General features: G+C 73.1%; 19 protein-coding genes. 17 read left to right on the forward strand and 2 right to left on the reverse strand.

Annotated features, from left to right (window positions below):
• The first annotated feature begins 9 nt into the window (after nucleotides 1-9).
• The 3 genes from ACWEOZ_RS13500 to ACWEOZ_RS13510 all read left to right on the forward strand — a co-directional run bounded on the left by ACWEOZ_RS13500 (nucleotide 10) and on the right by ACWEOZ_RS13510 (nucleotide 3,175).
• Entirely contained in the window at nucleotides 10-1,227 is a 1,218-nt protein-coding gene (locus ACWEOZ_RS13500; RefSeq protein ID WP_451911132.1) for a reverse transcriptase family protein, read from the forward strand.
• Between the two features lie 20 nt (nucleotides 1,228-1,247).
• A complete protein-coding gene (locus ACWEOZ_RS13505; protein ID WP_451911006.1) occupies nucleotides 1,248-2,261 on the forward strand; it encodes a LacI family DNA-binding transcriptional regulator in 1,014 nt (337 codons plus the stop codon).
• A 68-nt stretch (nucleotides 2,262-2,329) separates the two neighbouring features.
• Nucleotides 2,330-3,175 carry an NAD-dependent epimerase/dehydratase family protein gene (locus ACWEOZ_RS13510; protein ID WP_451911007.1) on the forward strand — a complete coding sequence of 282 codons (846 nt, stop codon included), beginning with the start codon at nucleotides 2,330-2,332 and terminating at the stop codon, nucleotides 3,173-3,175.
• A gap of 10 nt (nucleotides 3,176-3,185) precedes the next feature.
• Here ACWEOZ_RS13510 and ACWEOZ_RS13515 read toward each other — a convergent pair whose 3' ends face one another.
• On the reverse strand, nucleotides 3,186-3,911 hold the full coding sequence (locus ACWEOZ_RS13515; RefSeq protein WP_451911008.1) for a GNAT family N-acetyltransferase: 726 nt from the start codon (nucleotides 3,909-3,911) through the stop codon (nucleotides 3,186-3,188).
• Nucleotides 3,912-3,967: 56 nt separating this feature from the next.
• On the opposite strand from ACWEOZ_RS13515, the gene ACWEOZ_RS13520 reads away from it, so the two are divergent.
• From ACWEOZ_RS13520 to ACWEOZ_RS13550, 7 genes are all read left to right on the forward strand, one after another.
• Nucleotides 3,968-4,636, forward strand: coding sequence for a SanA/YdcF family protein (locus ACWEOZ_RS13520; protein ID WP_451911009.1), 669 nt, complete (start codon nucleotides 3,968-3,970; stop codon nucleotides 4,634-4,636).
• A 27-nt stretch (nucleotides 4,637-4,663) separates the two neighbouring features.
• Nucleotides 4,664-5,245, forward strand: coding sequence for a hypothetical protein (locus ACWEOZ_RS13525; protein WP_451911010.1), 582 nt, complete (start codon nucleotides 4,664-4,666; stop codon nucleotides 5,243-5,245).
• A 91-nt stretch (nucleotides 5,246-5,336) separates the two neighbouring features.
• Nucleotides 5,337-6,059 (forward strand): ABC transporter ATP-binding protein, encoded by a 723-nt coding sequence (locus ACWEOZ_RS13530; RefSeq protein ID WP_451911011.1) that lies wholly within the window; start codon nucleotides 5,337-5,339, stop codon nucleotides 6,057-6,059.
• A complete protein-coding gene (locus tag ACWEOZ_RS13535) occupies nucleotides 6,056-7,375 on the forward strand; it encodes an FtsX-like permease family protein (RefSeq protein ID WP_451911012.1) in 1,320 nt (439 codons plus the stop codon). Before ACWEOZ_RS13530 ends, ACWEOZ_RS13535 begins: the two co-directional genes overlap by 4 nt.
• 64 nt (nucleotides 7,376-7,439) lie before the next feature.
• Complete coding sequence (locus ACWEOZ_RS13540; protein WP_451911013.1) at nucleotides 7,440-8,714, forward strand: sensor histidine kinase; 1,275 nt, start codon at nucleotides 7,440-7,442, stop codon at nucleotides 8,712-8,714.
• 2 nt (nucleotides 8,715-8,716) lie between these two features.
• Nucleotides 8,717-9,361, forward strand: coding sequence for a response regulator (locus ACWEOZ_RS13545; protein WP_451911014.1), 645 nt, complete (start codon nucleotides 8,717-8,719; stop codon nucleotides 9,359-9,361).
• Nucleotides 9,362-9,416: 55 nt separating this feature from the next.
• Nucleotides 9,417-10,421 carry a serine hydrolase gene (locus tag ACWEOZ_RS13550; protein WP_451911015.1) on the forward strand — a complete coding sequence of 335 codons (1,005 nt, stop codon included), beginning with the start codon at nucleotides 9,417-9,419 and terminating at the stop codon, nucleotides 10,419-10,421.
• A 65-nt stretch (nucleotides 10,422-10,486) separates the two neighbouring features.
• On the opposite strand, the gene ACWEOZ_RS13555 is transcribed toward ACWEOZ_RS13550, so the two are convergent.
• A complete protein-coding gene (locus ACWEOZ_RS13555; protein WP_451911016.1) occupies nucleotides 10,487-10,948 on the reverse strand; it encodes a MarR family winged helix-turn-helix transcriptional regulator in 462 nt (153 codons plus the stop codon).
• A 100-nt stretch (nucleotides 10,949-11,048) separates the two neighbouring features.
• On the opposite strand from ACWEOZ_RS13555, the gene ACWEOZ_RS13560 reads away from it, so the two are divergent.
• The 7 genes from ACWEOZ_RS13560 to ACWEOZ_RS13590 all read left to right on the forward strand — a co-directional run bounded on the left by ACWEOZ_RS13560 (nucleotide 11,049) and on the right by ACWEOZ_RS13590 (nucleotide 16,056).
• Nucleotides 11,049-12,455: a M28 family metallopeptidase gene (locus ACWEOZ_RS13560; protein WP_451911017.1), complete on the forward strand. Its 1,407-nt coding sequence runs from the start codon at nucleotides 11,049-11,051 to the stop codon at nucleotides 12,453-12,455.
• 68 nt (nucleotides 12,456-12,523) lie between these two features.
• Nucleotides 12,524-12,820 (forward strand): putative quinol monooxygenase, encoded by a 297-nt coding sequence (locus ACWEOZ_RS13565; protein ID WP_451911018.1) that lies wholly within the window; start codon nucleotides 12,524-12,526, stop codon nucleotides 12,818-12,820.
• The gene (locus tag ACWEOZ_RS13570; protein WP_451911019.1) at nucleotides 12,817-13,284 is read left to right on the forward strand and encodes a mycothiol transferase; all 468 of its coding nucleotides are present in this window, start codon (nucleotides 12,817-12,819) and stop codon (nucleotides 13,282-13,284) included. The genes ACWEOZ_RS13565 and ACWEOZ_RS13570 overlap by 4 nt, the downstream gene beginning before the upstream one ends.
• A 1-nt stretch (nucleotide 13,285) precedes the next feature.
• Nucleotides 13,286-14,032 (forward strand): SDR family oxidoreductase, encoded by a 747-nt coding sequence (locus tag ACWEOZ_RS13575; RefSeq protein ID WP_451911020.1) that lies wholly within the window; start codon nucleotides 13,286-13,288, stop codon nucleotides 14,030-14,032.
• A gap of 38 nt (nucleotides 14,033-14,070) precedes the next feature.
• Nucleotides 14,071-14,805, forward strand: a complete 735-nt coding sequence (locus tag ACWEOZ_RS13580) for a dienelactone hydrolase family protein (protein WP_451911021.1) — start codon at nucleotides 14,071-14,073, stop codon at nucleotides 14,803-14,805.
• Nucleotides 14,806-14,852: 47 nt separating this feature from the next.
• Nucleotides 14,853-15,629, forward strand: a complete 777-nt coding sequence (locus tag ACWEOZ_RS13585; protein WP_451911022.1) for an SAM hydrolase/SAM-dependent halogenase family protein — start codon at nucleotides 14,853-14,855, stop codon at nucleotides 15,627-15,629.
• Between the two features lie 64 nt (nucleotides 15,630-15,693).
• The gene (locus ACWEOZ_RS13590; protein ID WP_451911023.1) at nucleotides 15,694-16,056 is read left to right on the forward strand and encodes a hypothetical protein; all 363 of its coding nucleotides are present in this window, start codon (nucleotides 15,694-15,696) and stop codon (nucleotides 16,054-16,056) included.
• Nucleotides 16,057-16,299: the final 243 nt, after the last annotated feature.

A 16,299-nucleotide genomic window follows, 5' to 3' on the forward strand; every position in this document is an offset into this window, starting at 1 on the left:
CGGGTGACGATGCTCCGGGCGGCCTGGGTGGTGTTCGGACGGCGGGCGCGCTGGGTGCGTCCGGCGGTGGACGCCGTGCTCCGGGCGTACCGGCAAGCCCCGGCCGACCGCCCGCGCGAGCTGGCCGGATTCCTCGCCGCGAGCGGGCGCCTGGGCGCGCACCGCACGGTCGTGCGGCACCGGCTGGTCGAGCCGGCCCGGACCACCCGGATGCGCTGGCCGACCCCCCGGATCGACGACCTCGGCGCCCTGGCCAGCTTCCTGGGCCTCGACGGCGACATGATGGACTGGTTCGCCGACCGGCGGGAGATCAACCGGTACGCCCGCGACGAACGGCTGCGCCACTACCGCTACACCTGGCTGCCGCACCGGCTGATCGAGGCGCCCAAGCCGATGCTGCGCGATCTGCAACGGCGGCTGCTCGCCGAGATCCTCGGCGGGATGCCGGTCCACGAGCGGGCCCACGGCTTCGTGCCCGGCCGCGGCGTGCACACCTTCGCCGCCTCGCACGCCGGGCAGGAGGTGCTGGTCAGCCTGGATCTGCGGGCGTTCTTCTCCAGCATCACGGCCGCCCGGGTGTACGCGGTGTTCCGCCAGGCCGGCTATCCCGAGCCGGTGGCGCACACGCTGACCGCGCTGACCACCACCCGGACGCCCGCGCACGTGCTGCGGGGCGCCCCGGACGCGACGCGGGCGGCGTTGCTGCGCCGGCCGCACCTGCCCCAGGGCGCGCCGACCTCCCCCGCGCTGGCCAACCTGTGCGCGTTCCGGCTGGACCGGCGGCTGACCGGGCTGGCCGGCCGCTTCGGCCTGCACTACTCCCGCTACGCGGACGACCTGGCCTTCTCCGGCACGCTGGGCGACCGCCGGGTCCGCGACCTGATCGCGTACGTGCGCACGGTCGTGGCCGAGGAGGGGTTCTCGACGCATCCGGACAAGACCCGGGTACGCCGGCAGGGCGACCGTCAGCGGCTGGCCGGCCTGGTGGTCAACACGCGTCCGGCCGTGGCCCGCGAGGACTACGACCGGCTGCGGGCGGTCCTGCACAACGCCGGCCGGCACGGGCTGGCCGCCGCGAACCGGGAGGGGCATCCGGATTTCGCCGCCCACCTCGCCGGCCGCGTCGCCTGGATGGCGCACCGCCACCCCGCCCGCGCCGCGAAGCTGCACGACCTGCTCCGGGCGGCGGTGGCCGCTCCCGCCGCACCACCCGCGCCGGTAAGCTGACGGTGACCCCGGGAGAGTGAGTGAAGCGGCCTACGATCGCCGATGTCGCGCGGCACGCCGGCGTCTCGAAAGGCGCGGTGTCGTACGCGCTCAACGGCCAGCCAGGAGTCTCGGACAGCACCCGCGAGCGCATCCTCGCCGTCGCCCGGGACATCGGATTCAGCCCCAGCAACGCGGCCCGGGCGCTGTCCCGGGCGAGCGCCAACGCCGTCGGCCTGGCCCCGTGCCGGCCGGCCAAGATCCTCGGCGTCGAGCCGTGGTTCATGGGCCTGATCAGCGGCTTCGAGCAGGAGCTGGCGGCCCGTTCGTACGCCCTGACCCTACAGGTGGTCTCCACCCCCGAGGAGGAGGTCGAGGTCTACCGGCGCTGGTGGGGTGAGCGGCGCATCGACGGCGTGATCCTCACCGACCTGCGCGAGGACGACATCCGCATCCCGGTGCTGCAGGAGCTCGAGCTGCCGGCCGTGATGCTGGGCGGCCCGGCCGACACCGGCACGATCCCGCAGCTGTGGTCCGACGACACCGGCTCGATGACCGAGGCGGTGCGCTACCTCGCCGCGCTGGGCCATCGCCGGATCGCCCGGGTGAGCGGGCTCACCAGCCTGCGGCACACCCACGAGCGGACCCGCGCGTTCGTCGAGGCCTGCGCGGCGCTCGGCCTGCCGGACGCGGTCACCGCGCAGGCCGACTACACCGGTGAGGAGGGCGGCCGGGCCACCCGGCGCCTGCTGATCCGCGCCGACCGGCCCACCGCGATCATCTACGACAACGACGTGATGGCGGTCGCCGGCCTGGCCGCGGCCCAGGAGATGGGCCTGTCCGTGCCCGCCGACCTGTCCATCGTGGCCTGGGACGACTCGCTGCTGTGCAGCCTGGTGCACCCGGCGCTGACCACCCTGAGCCGGGACATCCCCGGGTACGGCGCCCAGGCGGCCCGGCAGCTGCTCAAGGTGATCGACGGCGAGAAGGTCGACAGCGCCGAGGGCAGCGCCGCCCACCTGACCACGCGCGGCAGCACGGCCCCGCCACGCTGACCGCGCACCCGGTTGGTTCCCCGTCCCGGGGGCAAGATGATCGGGAGCAGGCTGGCGAGAGGAATGACATGACCCGCATAGCGGTGACCGGCGGAAGCGGCAAGCTGGGACGGGCGGTGCTGGCCGACCTGGCCGCACACGGCAACGAGGTGGTCAACCTCGACGTCGCGGCCCCGCGCCCGGCCACGAAGATCGACCTGACCGACTACGGGCAGACCGTCGAGGCGCTCACCGCCATCGACGACCGCTACGACAAGATCGACGCGGTGGTGCACCTGGCGGCGATCCCGGCGCCCGGCCTCATCCCGAACGCGGCGACGTTCCAGAACAACATCACGGCCACCTACAACGTCTTCTCGGCGGCCCGGCTGGCCGGGATCACCAACGTCGTGTGGGCGTCCAGCGAGACCGTGCTCGGGCTGCCGTTCCGCACCCCGCCGCCGTACATCCCGGTCGACGAGGACTATCCGGCCCGCCCGGAGTCGACGTACTCGCTGGTCAAGCACCTCGAGGAGACGATGGCCGCACAGTTCTGCCGGTGGAACCCCGAGCTGAAGATGGTCGGGCTGCGCTTCTCCAACGTCATGGACCCGGAGGACTACGCGGAGTTCCCGTCGTTCGACGCCGACCCGCGCAGCCGCAGCTGGAACCTGTGGGGCTACATCGACGCCCGCGACGGGGCCCAGGCGGTGCGCAAGGCGCTGGCGTACGCGACGCCCGGCGTGGAGGTTTTCGTCATCGCCAACGCCGACACCGTGATGAGCCGGTCGAGTGCTTCGCTGGCGGCGGAGGTCTTTCCCGGCGTACCGGTGAAGAAAGAGCTCGGGGAGCACGAGACGCTGCTCTCGATCGACAAGGCCCGCCGGGTCCTGGGCTACGAGCCCGAGCACAGCTGGCGCGACGAGGTGTCGTGAGCGCCGGGCCTCACGGCGCGGTGAGCCGGGCGGCCGCGATCGGCCGCATCCGGTAGCCGAGCTTCTCGTAGGTCCGGATGGCCGCGACGTTGTCGCCGTCGACCAGCAACGCCACCCGGCTGCGGCCCTTGATCAGCTCGTCGGTGACAAAGGCGCAGAGCGTCGTGCCGAGGCCCTGCCCGCGGGTCCCGGCCCGGGTCGCCACCCCGGCGACAAAACCGATCTCCGGTACGGACCAGGCGTCGGCCGCCACCGCCTGCAGGTGCCCGGTGGCGTCACGCAGACCGGCCCAGCGCCGCACCCCGGATTCGCCGGGTCTGGCCCACGATCCGGGGTGCTCGGCCTCCAGCAGCGCCGTGACCTCGGGGATCTCGGCGTCGGTGAGCCAGCGCGGCTCGCCGGAGATCCGGACCGGCGCGGGCGCCGGCGTGGTCGTGTCCATCCAGCCGAAGCGGGCCACCAGGTGCAGGCCCTCGACCCGTTCGGTGAGGGCGTCGATCAGCGCCGCGTCCGCGACCGGGTTGAAGCCGGTGACCTGCGCCCGGATGCGCCGCACCAGCTCGGCGACGTCGCCGGGGCTGCCGCGCAGGGCCAGCCGGTCGCGGCGGGAGACGTCCCGGCAGGCGACGGCGGCGGCGTCACCGAGAGCCCAGGCGCGGGCACCGGTACGCATGTCCTGAGCCGTCCACAGCAGCAGCGGATCGTCGTCGGCGGAGATACGGTCCAAGGCGATCATCACCGGCCATGATGCCCGGTCCGCCGCGCTTGACGCGTGCTGGCATCGTCACGGGCATGATCAGGATCTGGTTCCGGCGCGGCGTCGTGGCGGGTGCGCTCAGCGTGGCGGCAGCGGTCCTCACCATGGCGGCCGGCGACCTCTGGGTGCGCGCCGCAGCCCACGACCACGTCTACACCGTGGCAACAGTGCCCGCAGCGCCGGTGGCACTGGTGCTGGGCGCCGAGGTGTATCCCGACGGCAACCCCTCGCCGTTCCTGGCGGCGCGGCTGGAGATCGCCCGGCAACTGCTCGCCGCCGGCAAGGTGCGCGCGATCCTGGTCTCCGGCGACCACATGGACTGGGGTTACAACGAGCCCGGGGCGATGTTCCAGTGGCTGGTCGACCGGGGCGTGCCGAGCCAGCGGATCGTGCTGGACCACGCGGGCTTCGACACGTACGACTCGTGCGCCCGGGCCCGCGAGGTGTTCGGCGTCTCCCAGGCCGTGGTGGTGACCCAGAGCTATCACATCGACCGCGCGGTGGCCCTGTGCCGCCGGCTGGGCGTCGACGCGACCGGGGTGGGCGACGACACCGTCCGGATCTACCGCGAGCCGTGGCGCAACAGTGTGGTCCGCGAGCGCGGTGCGGTGGTCAAGGCGCTCGGCGACGTACTCTCCGGTCGTGATCCGGTCTTTCTCGGCCCGCGGGAACCGGGTGTCGAGGCGGCCCTGAACAGCTACTGAGTGGCGCGGGTGTGGGATCTTCGGCTCATGCCGTCACGCCTGCCCAGACTGCTCGCCGCCACCGGCCTCGCGGTCTCCGTGCTCACCCTCGCCGCCGCCTGCTCCGGGCAGTCGGCCGGCGACAAGTCCGCCGCCCCGCCGGCCGCCGCGCCGGGGTCCACCGCCCAGTTCGGTGACGGCCCGGCGCCGGACCCGACCGTCACCCCCGTCGCGACGGTGACCTCCACGAAGCCGGCCGTCCTGCTGGCCGACGGCCGCTGGCCCGGCTTCATCGCCAAGGTGGCCGGCGAGACCGTGTCCATGGACCTCGTGGAGTTCCTCACCGGGAATGCCGCCGCGGCCGCGTGGCAGAAGAAGTACCCCGACTCCGAGCAGGACTCGCCGGACAACGACTACTTCATCATCAACGACAACAAGAAGCTGCGGAAGCTCCCGCTGTCCCAGGCCGTCAAGGTCGAGGTCGTCGGGGCGACGGGCCCGGGGACCGAGGAGACCATCGCGGTGTCGGAGGTGGAGCAGCACTTCGGCAACCTGCTCAAGGGCACCCTGTTCTGGTTCACGGTCAAGCAGGGCGAGGTGACGAAGATCGAGCAGCAGTTCCTGCCCTGACCGCGTGCGGGTGCGGGGTGCGGTTAACCGCACCCCGGGACGGGAGCCAGCCCTGATGTCCGGTGCGCTCCCGGCGGCCAGGCTGGACGGCATGGAATCAGTTTTGGAACTGAAGGACGTCGCCCGCGCCTTCCCGCGCGGCATCGTGGCCCTGCGGCAGGTGAGCCTGTCCGTGGGGGCCGGCGAGTTCGTCGCGGTGATGGGCGCGACCGGATCGGGAAAGAGCACGCTGCTGCACTGCGCCGCCGGGCTCGACCGGCCCACCGCGGGCTCGGTCCGGCTGGCCGGCCGTGAGATCAGCCGGCTGCGGGAGCGACCCCTGACCCGCTGGCGGCGCGACCGGGTCGGATTCGTCTTCCAGTCCTACAACCTGCTGTCCGAGCTCACGGTGCGGCAGAATCTGGCCCTGCCCGGCCGGCTCGGCGGCCCGCGCCGCCGCGGCATCGACGAGGTGTTGGCGGCGGTGGGGCTGGCCGGCACCGGTGCCCGCCCGGTGGGCGAGCTCTCCGGCGGTCAGCGCCAGCGCGTGGCGATCGCCCGGGCCCTGGTCACCGGCCCTTCGGTCATCTTCGCGGACGAGCCCACGGGGGCGCTCGACCCGACGACCGGCGGCCAGATCCTCGGCCTGCTGCGCCGCGCAGTCGACGAGCAGGGCGTGACCGTGCTGATGGTCACCCACGACCCGGTCGCGGCGGCCTGGAGCGACCGGCTGGTGCTGCTCCGCGCGGGCACCGTGGCCACGGACGCGGCCACCCCGGACGCCCCGGCGATCGCCGACCGGCTCCGCGCGGTCTCCACGGCGGTCGCGGCATGACCCGGCAGGCACTCCGCAGCAACCCGTGGTCGTTCCTCGGGCCGTTCTCCACCCAGCTGCTGGCCGCGGCCCTGGTGGCGGCCGGCCTCGGCATCACCACCTCGTTCGACCGGGCTCCACTGGACCCCGCCGCCCGGCGGGCTCTCACCGACAGCGGCCTCGCCGACATCGCGATCATCTTCGTGATGATCGCGATCTACCTGTCGATCATCATCGTCGGCGTGACGATGGCGGCGACGATCGCCCAGCAGGCCCGCGACATCGCCCTGGTCCGCGCGATCGGCGCCACCCCCGGCCGGGTCCGCCGTTCGGTGGCGGCCCAGGCGGCGATCGTCGCCGTGCCGGCCACCCTGCTCGGGGTGCCCCTGGGCAGCCTCGGCGGCCGCGCATGGATCAGCGGCGTGGTCACCCACGACCTGGCCCCGGCCACGGTGACCTTCCACCCCCACCCGGCGGCCCTGCCGATCGCCCTGGCCGTCACGGTGGGCACGTCGCTGGCCGGCGCCCTGATCGCGGCGATCCGCCCGTCCCGGATGCGACCCGCCGCGGCCCTGGCCGAGACGGCGGCCCCCCGCCGGCGCATCGGCCGCGTGCGCACGACGGCCGGGCTGATCCTGGTGACCGGCGGCACCGGGCTGTCGATCGCGATCGCCGACCTGGACGCGGAAACCACCGACGCCCTGGGCCTGCTGGTGATGCTGGCCCTCTGCGTGGGCGCCGGCCTGCTGGGACCGGCCCTGCTCCGGGTCGCGGCCATCGCCGGAAGGCTGCTCGGCGACACCGGCCGCCTGGCCGGCGACACCATCGCGGTCCGAGCGAGAGCCCTGTCCAGCGCCCTGGTGCCGCTCACGCTGGCGATCGCCTTCACCGCCGTCAAAGTCGTCATCCTGAAGACCACGGAACACACGACCGGAACGGCACCGGCGGCCGCGGACCGCTGGCTGGAGTATTCCGGCACCTCGGTCTACGTCGCCTTCGCCGCGGTGGCGGCGGTCAACACCCTGGTCACGGTGATCCTGTCCCGCCGCCGCGACCTGGCGGTGACCCAACTCGCCGGAGCAACCCGCAGACGCGCCCTGATGGTCGTGGTCTGCGAGGCTCTGCTGGTGACCACAACAGCACTGGTGGTGGGGGCGGCGGTGGCCGCGATCACGACGCTGCCGCTGCTGCACACGGCCCTGGGCACCTGGACGCCGTGGGTGCCGGTCAGCTGGCTGATCACCGGGGTGCTGGCCACAGCCGCCCTGGTCCTGGCGGGCACCGCGCTGCCGGCGGCCCTGGCGATGCGCCGGCCCGCGATCGAGGTGGTCTCATGACCGTGGCGCCGGCTCTCACGACCGTGCCGCCGGCCCGGCGGTGGGCGGGGACCGGGGTGGTCGGGTGATCGTGCTGCGGGCCTGGCTGACCGCCCGCACCTGGCGGGAGCTGGCCTACCTCGTCTCCGGGGTGTTCATCGGACTGCCGGCCTTCGTGCTGGCTGTCGTCGGCGCGGTCACCACTGTGGCGTCGGCGCTGACCGTCGGGCTGCCGCTGCTGGTCGGGGTGCTCGCCCTCGCCCGCCTCACCCCCCGCTACTTCCGCGGCCCGGCCCGGAAGCTGCTCGGCTGGCACTGGGCCGACCCACCGCCGCTGCCCGCCCGCACGTGGTGGGGACGGGTCCGGGCATTGCCCAGCGACCCGACCGCCTGGCGGGCGCTGGCCTATTGCCTGGCCCGGTGGCCGCTGGCGGTCGTGGGGGCGTACCCGGGTCTGTTCGCGGTGGTGGCCGCGCCGGTCGGCATCACCTATCCGCTGTGGTGGTTCCTGGTCCCCGCGGACGGGCGCGCGTTCGACACCGACACCTGGTCGCACACCTGGGTCATCGCCTGGCAGGGTCTGGCGGTTCTGCTGGCGACGCCCTGGTGGCTGCGGCTGGTCGTGCTGCTCGACCGGTTCCTGGTGCGGGCCCTGCTGCACCCCAGCCAGGCCCAGCGCCGCATCGCGGAGCTCGAGGCCGGCCGCGCGGCCCTGCAATCGGATGCGGCGGCCCTCCTGCGCCGCGTCGAGCGCGACCTGCACGACGGGACGCAGGCCCGCCTCGTCGCCCTGGGCCTGACCCTGTCCCGGATCGAGAACCGCAGCACCGACGAGCCGGTCCGCAAGCTCGCGGCGGACGCCCGCGGCACGGTCACGGAAGCGCTGGCGGAGCTCCGCGACATCGTCCGCGGCATGCACCCACCGGCGCTGGACGACGGCCTCGAGGTGGCCCTGACCACCCTGGCCGCCCGCAGCGCGGTGCCGGCCGAGGTCACCGTGTCACTGCCCGGCCGCCCACCGGACGCGACGGCATCGGCCCTGTACTTCGCGGTGGCCGAGCTGCTCACCAACGTCGCCCGCCACGGGGACGCGTCCCGGGTCCGCATCGACCTCCGCACGGAGAACCGCTGCCTACGCCTGACGGTGACCGACAACGGCCACGGCGGCGCGGCGGTCATCGCCCCCGGCAGCGCCCGGTCCGCCACCGACCGCGGCCATTCCCGGCGGCCCGCTGCCTCCGGGACAGGACTGGCCGGGCTGGCCCGTCGGGCCGCCGCCCTCGACGGCTCGCTGACCGTGGACTCGCCCCCGGGCGGCCCCACAATCGTGACGATGATCCTTCCCGAGATCGGAGACTGACGGTGCGCGTGGTCATCGCCGAGGACAACCCGCTGCTGCGGGACGGGATCGCCCTACTGCTCGGCGAGCATGACGTCGAGGTCGTCGCCGCCGTTCCCGACGCCGGCGCCCTGCTCGCGGCCGTCGCCGCCGATCCGCCGGATGCCGTCGTCGTCGATGTGCGGATGCCGCCCACGTACACCGATGAGGGCCTGCGGGCGGCGTTGACGATCCGGTCCGCGTACCCCGGGGTCGGGGTTCTGGTCTTCTCGCAGTGGGTCGAGACCGGTTATGCGCGGCAGTTGCTCTCCGAGAACGCCGGGCGGGTCGGGTATCTGCTCAAGGACCGGATCGTCAGCACCGACGAGTTCGTCGGGGCGTTGCGGCGCGTCGCGGACGGCGGCACCGCCCTGGACCCCGAGGTCGTCCGGCAGTTGCTCGCCGCGCCGGCGGTCGATGCGGGTCTGGCCCGGCTCAGTGACCGGGAGCGGGAGCTTCTCGGGCTGCTCGCCGAGGGACGCTCCAACGTGGCCATCGCCGAGGCCCTGCACCTGGCCGAACGCAGCGTCGAGAAGCACGTCACCGCCATCTTCACCAAGCTCGACCTGCCCCAGGCGCGCACCGATCACCGGCGGGTGCTGGCCGTGCTGCGGTACCTCCGGGCATGAGCGGGCGTGGTGTACGTTGCCGCGTGGTCCACCGTCCGTCCATTGAGGGAGAACGATGTCAACCAGCATGTCCCGCCGTTCGGCACTCGGTCTCGGCGCCGCGGCAGCAGTCGCGGGTGTCGGCGTGAGCACCCCCGCCCAGGCCGCGGCGGCCGGCCCGGCGAGCATCAAGAAGGTGTACGAGAAGGAGAAGGCCAAGGCCGGCGGCCTCTGGCACACCCACATCGCGGCCGTGGACAGCACCGGCGCGATCAAGGGAATCGTCGAGGACGACGCCGACCACGTGACGTACGGCTACAGCGTGCAGAAGCTGGCCGTGGCCACCGCCGTCATGGACAAGATCGACCGGGGTCAGCTGACCCTGGGCACCAAGCTGGACCTGCAGGCCGACATCATCCTCGGCGGCTCCGGCATCTACCACCTGCACCGGGTGTGGGGCGACGAGATCACGGTGGCCAATTTCCTGACCGCGATGCTGCTGGTCTCGGACAACACGGCGGTCCGCATGTGCGGGCGGGTGGTGCCGGCGCTGGAGATCAACGAGATCCTCGCGGCGAAGGGCTTCGTGCACACCCGGGTCGAGCCGGTGGCCAACCCGAACCGCTTCTTCCTGGGCACGACCACGCCGCGGGAGATGCACGACCTGCTGTGGCGCCTGGCGACCAAGACGTTGCTGAAGCCGGAATCGTGCGACTTCCTGCTGAGCATCACCCGCTGGCTCAACGGCTACCACGACGGCGTCCGCCGGGTGATGTCCTCCAAGGAGCGGGAGCGCGTCGCGACGAAGTACGGCGCCGACTTCAACGACCTGGGCGAGTCCCGGCACGAGGCCGGCATCATGTTCAGCGCGGACGGGGTGCCGCTGCTGACGTACGCGATGTTCGCCGAGGGCCTGGGCGACCCGGAGAACTACGGCGCGACCCACCCGGCGGTGCAGGCCCACGCCAAGATCGGCCGGACCATGATGGACAACCTGCCGGCCGTGCCGACGTCGGCGACCGCACGTTCGGCGGTGCCGCGCTCGCTGCCGAAGCCGTTCCATCCGGTCAGCGGCGGCTGAGTCTCTGGTCGTTCCCGCCGGAGGTGGCCCCGGCATGCCGCGTGCATGCGGGGCCGCCTCCGCACCTACGACGGCAGATCGCTGTCCCCGCCCAGGTTGTCGATCACCCGGCGCAGGACCGTGAGCGTGGCCGCGTACTCCCGTGGGGTTATGCCCTGGTGCATCTCCTCGTGGGCCCGCATGGTGCGCGCCCGGGCCCGCAGCCGACCCTGCTCCCCCGCCTCGCTCAGCGTCAGCGACCCGTCCGCCGCCCGCAGCACCCAGCCACGCTCCGCCAGGTCGTCGAAGACGGCCGCGAAATCCGTCTCCTGGTCGTCGAAACGCTGCAGCCGGCCGGTCAGGCCGTTGCGCTCCCAGGTGCCCGGCGCGCCGGCCACATGGTTCAAGATCCACCAGTGCGGCTGGGTGAGCTGTTCCACCGCCAGCTCCGCGCGGATCCGCCCGACGACCGCCCGGTACGCCGCCCCGGTCCAGTAGCCGATCGGCTGCGCCGTCAGTTCCGCCTCCGTGTACGTCTTCATCACCACGTCGTGATGGTGGAACCTGAAGCCCACTGAAGGTCAAGAGTCGAGATCTGACATCGATGAGCATGGACATCTGCCCCGGGGAGGACGACGATGCTGGGGTATGACGGATCACCGCGAAAAGCCCATCTCGTCGCGGCGCGCGTTCCTGACCGCCTCCGCGGCCGTCGCGGCGACGCCGGTCCTCGGCGCCCGGGCCGCCCATGCCGGCGGGCGGGGCGTGCACGGGCAGTCGCCTGACAAGCAGCTGCGGGCGTTGCTGCGCGAGATCGACCCGAACAGGATCGGCGCCATCGTCACCCGGCTCGCCGCGTTCGGCACCCGGCACACGCTGTCCGCGCAGGACGACCCGGCGCGCGGCATCGGCGCGGCCCGGGACTGGATCTTCGAGCGGCTCACGGCCTACGCGGCGGCTTCCGGCGGCCGGATGACCGTCGAGCTGCAGTCGTTCATCCAGCCGGTCTCCCCCCGGGTCCCGGTGCCGACCCGGATCACCAACGTCGTCGCCACGCTGCGCGGCGACACCGATCCCGGCCGGGTGTACGTCGTGACCGGCCACTACGACTCACGGGCGACCGACGTGCTGGACGCCACCAGCGACGCCCCGGGCGCCGACGACGACGCGTCCGGCGTGGCGGCGATCATGGAGCTGGCCCGGGTGATGGCGACCCGGCGCACCGAGGCCACGGTCGTCTTCGCCGCCGTCGCGGGCGAGGAGCAGGGCCTGTACGGCTCCGACTACATGGCTCAGCAGTTCAAGAACGCCGGCACCGACGTGCAGGCCATGTTCAGCAACGACATCGTCGGCACCGGCGACGCGCACGACGGGTCGTCGTCGGATCCGCGCACGGTCCGGCTGTTCGTCGAGGGTGTGCCCACCGCCGAGACAGCCGCCGAGGCCACCGTCCGCAAGTCGGTCGGCGGCGAGAACGACGGGCCGTCACGCCAGCTGGGCCGGTTCGTCCGGGACGTGGCGGAGAATCCGCAGACCGGCATGAAGGTCCGCGTCATCTGGCGCCGCGACCGCTACCTGCGGGGCAGCGACCACATCTCGTTCCTGCTGCGCGGCTATCCGGCGGCCCGTCTCACCGAGCCCCGGGAGAACTTCGCGCACGAGCACCAGAACGTCCGCGTCGAGAACGGCGTCCAGTACGGCGACCTGGTCGAGTTCTGCGATTTCAAGTACATCGCCCGGGTGGCCCGGGTGAACGCGGCGGCCCTGTGGTCGCTCGCCCAGGCCCCGGGCACACCGAAGGGTGTGGTGATCGACACCACCCAGCTGACCAACGAGACGACGCTGCGCTGGCAGCGCGGCACGAGCCCCGACCTGACCGGCTACGAGGTGGTCTGGCGCGAGACCACCGCCCCGGACTGGACGAACGTGCTGGCGGTGGGCGACGTGACCACGGTGACGATCGACCTGTCGAAGGACAACGTCTTCTTCGGCGTGCGCGCCGTGGACCGCGACGGTCACCGCAGCCCGGTGGCCGCCCCGCTGCCGGCCAGCTGAGCTTCGCGATCCCGGCGGCGTAATGTCGCCCGCGGGCACCTCCGTGCCCCGGGACCGGGAGGAACGGCGTGCCGTACGGCTATCTGGCGACCATGCGCACGACGGCGGGCCACCGCGACGACGTGGTGAAGATCCTGCTCAGCGGCGTGGACGGGCTGCGTGGGGTGGGCTGCCGGCTCTACGTGGTCGGCGTGTCCGAGACCGACCCGGAGCTGATCTGGGTCAACGAGGTCTGGGAGAGCAAGGACCACCACGCGGCATCCTTGCAGCTGCCCGAGACCCGGGCCGCGATCGCCCGGGCGATGCCGATGCTGACCGGCGAGTTCACCGGCCAGGAGCTGACGGTCGTCGGCGGACTCATGTGAGCGGCTTCCCCACCGGCACGCCGGACGAGCCGGAGCTCTTCCTGCGCTGGCTGGCCTTCCTGCGCGGGGCGGTGCTGCGCAAGGCCGGCGGCGTCACCGACGAGCAGGCCCGCTGGCACCCGGACGGCCGGCTGCTGCCGCTGCTCGGCCTGGTCAACCACCTCACCCACGTCGAGTGGCGCTGGATCGACGGCGAGATGCTCGGCCGCCCGACCGGCAAGAGCGCCGACGAATACTTCCCCGGCCCGGAGCTGACGATCGAGGCCGCGATCTCGGCGTACCGCGAGCGGGCCGCGGCGACGGACGCCGCGGTCCGAGAGCTGGGAGACCTGGGTACGCCGTCACGAGCCCGCGACGGCACGGATCTACGCTTCGTCCTCATCCACCTGATCAACGAGACGGCCCGGCACGCGGGTCACGCCGACGCGGTCCGCGAACTGCTCGACGGTACGACGGGAGAATGAGTTGACGATCTCGGGCAGCGCCCTGGTCACCGGCGCCTCACGAGGTCTGGGCGCGCAGATCGCCCGGCGCCTCGCCGCCGACGGCTGGCCGGTCGCCGTGAACTACCGTTCCGACCGGGCGGGCGCGGAGAAGGTGGTCGCCGACATCGTCGCCGCCGGGGGCCGGGCCGCCGCGTTCGGCGCGGACGTCACGGACGAGGCCGAGGTCGCCGCGCTGGCAGCCGCGATCACCACCGAGCTCGGCGCCGTCCAGGTGGTGGTGGCCAACGCGACCGGCCCGCAACCGCCGGCGCCGGCCGACGAGGTCTCCTGGCAGGCCCACCTCGATCAGCTGGTCTTCTTCGTCAAGAGCCCGACGCTGCTGCTGCGGGCCACCCTGCCCGGCATGCGTGAGCTGGGCACGGGCCGCTTCATCCACATCGGCTCCGACTCGTTCGAGCGGGCGCTGCCGGGCGCCTCGGCGTACAACGCGGCGAAGGGCGCGCAGATCGGTCTGGCCCGGACATGGGCGCGCGAGCTGGGCGCGTACGGCGTCACGGTGAACGTGGTGGCGCCGGGCTGGATCCCGGTCGAGCGCCACGGCGTGGTGACGGCCGAGGACAGCGCCGGTTACGTACGGGATGTGCCGCTGGGCCGGCTGGGCAAGCCGGAGGACATCGCCGACGTGGTGGCCTTCGTGGCCAGCGACGCCGCCCGCTTCATGACCGGGGAGCGTCTGACAGTCAACGGGGGCCACACCATCGACTGACGCGGGCCGGCGGCCGGCGGCCAGTAGGGTCATCCGGCATGAAGCTGCGTGAGGACGAGGTACGGGTACCGGCGTCCGGATACGAGATCCGCTCGGTGCTCATCACTCCGGCGGGCGACGGCCCGTGGCCGGGCGTGCTGCTGTACACCGACATCTTCCAGTTGACCGAGTCGACGTTGCGCACCGCCCGGCGCCTGGCCTCGGCCGGGTTTGTCGTCTGCGTGCCGGAGATCTATCCGCGCGGCGAGCTGGCCGGCGTGGTCCTGGAGTTCGACGACGCGGGCAAGCAGGCCGGCCTGGCCGGGGCGGCCGCGACCACCACCGGTCAGTTCGACGAGGACCGGGTCGCGGTGCTGGACTTCCTGCAGCAGCGCGCCGAGGTCACGACGCTGTTCGCGACCGGCTTCTGCATCGGCGGTCACCTGGCGTTCCGGGCCGCCTTCGACCCGCGCGTATCGGCCACCGTGTGCTTCTACCCGACCGGCCTGCACAACGGCGCACTGGGCGCCGACGCCGACGCGGGATCCCTCGCCCGCGCCGCCGACATCCAGGGCCGGCTCATGATCGTCTTCGGCTCCCAGGACCCGCACGTCCCCGCCGGCGCCCGGGCCGAGATCCTGTCCGCCCTGTACGCGGCCGGCCAGGACGACCTCGAGCTGCACATCTACCGGGGCGGCGAGCACGCGTTCATGCGGGACGTCGGCGCCCGGCACGACCCGGTCCTGACCGACCTGGCCCTGACAGAGGCGATCTCGTTCCTCACCGGCCGATGACGGCCCGATAGGCGGCGGATCCGGCCGGTTGTCCTTAGGCTCAGGGCATGCTCATCACCGTCGTGGCCGACTACGGCACCGGGGACCTCGCCTTCGCCGAGGTCCGTCAGACGTTCGCGCAGCTGCTGCCCGAGGCCCGGGTGGAGGCCCTGTCGGTGCCGCCGTTCGACACGGTCGGTGCCGGCTTCTGCGTGGCCCAGCTGGCCTTCGGGTCCGGGCCCGCCGACCGGGTGATCTACGCCAACGTGGCACCCCGCCAGGACGAGGACCAGCCGCGCGAGGACAACGCCGGGGAACGGCTGGTCGCGGCGCGGCTGCCCTCCGGTGTGCTGGTCGTCGGTGTGGACTCCGGGGCCAGCCTGTCGTTCCTGGCCGACGAGGGCGTCCCGCTGCACGCAGTCAAGGTGGCCGACGCGGGCTCGCAGTTCCGTTCCCGGGACGTGTTCCCGGCCGCGGTCGCGGGCCTGGTCCGCGGCGACGACGACCTGCTCGGCGACGTGGTCCCGATCGGAGCGGCCCCGCAGCGCACGGTCGTCTACACCGACGGGTACGGCAACCTCAAGACCAGCTGGTTCGAGGCGCCGGCCGAGACGGGCACGACCGTCCGGGTGCGCATCGGCGACGCGGAGGCCGAGGCCGTGGTCAGCGACGGCGTGTTCGCCGTACCGGCCGGGCAGGTGTCGTTCGCGCCCGGCAGTTCCGGCTGGCCCAGCGGCACCGGCGACGGCATGAAGATGTGCTTCGAGCTGCTGGCCCGCGGCGGGAACGCGGCCCAGCTCTTCGGCCATCCGGCCCCGGGCACCCCGGTCGAGATCGTCGGATGACACGCCAGGCGTTCGCCCACGACGCCGTGCCTCCACCCGCCGGCACCCCGGTCGAGATCATCCGATGACACGCCAGGCGTTCGCCCATGACGCCGTGCTGATGATGGGCCCGGAGGCCGACCTGCGGGCGCCGGGCGGCGCGGTGACGACCGCCCTGTGCGGTCACTGGGAGCACGAACCGCCCTGCCCGGTGGCCGCGCACCACACCGCCGCCGTGCGCGTCGACGGCGAGGTGCGGGTCCACGTTCTCTTCGCGACGGAGCCGGACCGCGAGCAGCAGGTGCGCGGCCTGATCGACGCGGCGCTGGCCGCGGGGGCCTTCGCCGGCCCGGACGGTACGGCGTCCTTCTGGTCCCTGACGTCGTCGGCCCCGGGCGAGGTGGCGCCGGAGGAGACCGCGCATGCCGCCCGCCTCAGCGAGCAGTGACCGCGGCGACGGATCAGCCGCCGTTCCAGCGGTAGACCTGCCCGTCCCGCAGCTCGTACGACGCCGGCGGGGCGGGCGTGGGGGACGCGGCCAGCCGGGCGAGCACCTTGACCCGGCCCCGGATCGAGATCCGCGGCTCACTCTAGTGCAGGTACGGGTGCAGCAACGCCTTCAACGCCAGTTGGTCGTGGCGTTCGACGGCCGACAGCACCTCACGAACGATCCGGTCCACGGCACCATCCT

The organism is Actinoplanes sp. NPDC004185, from assembly GCF_053603475.1.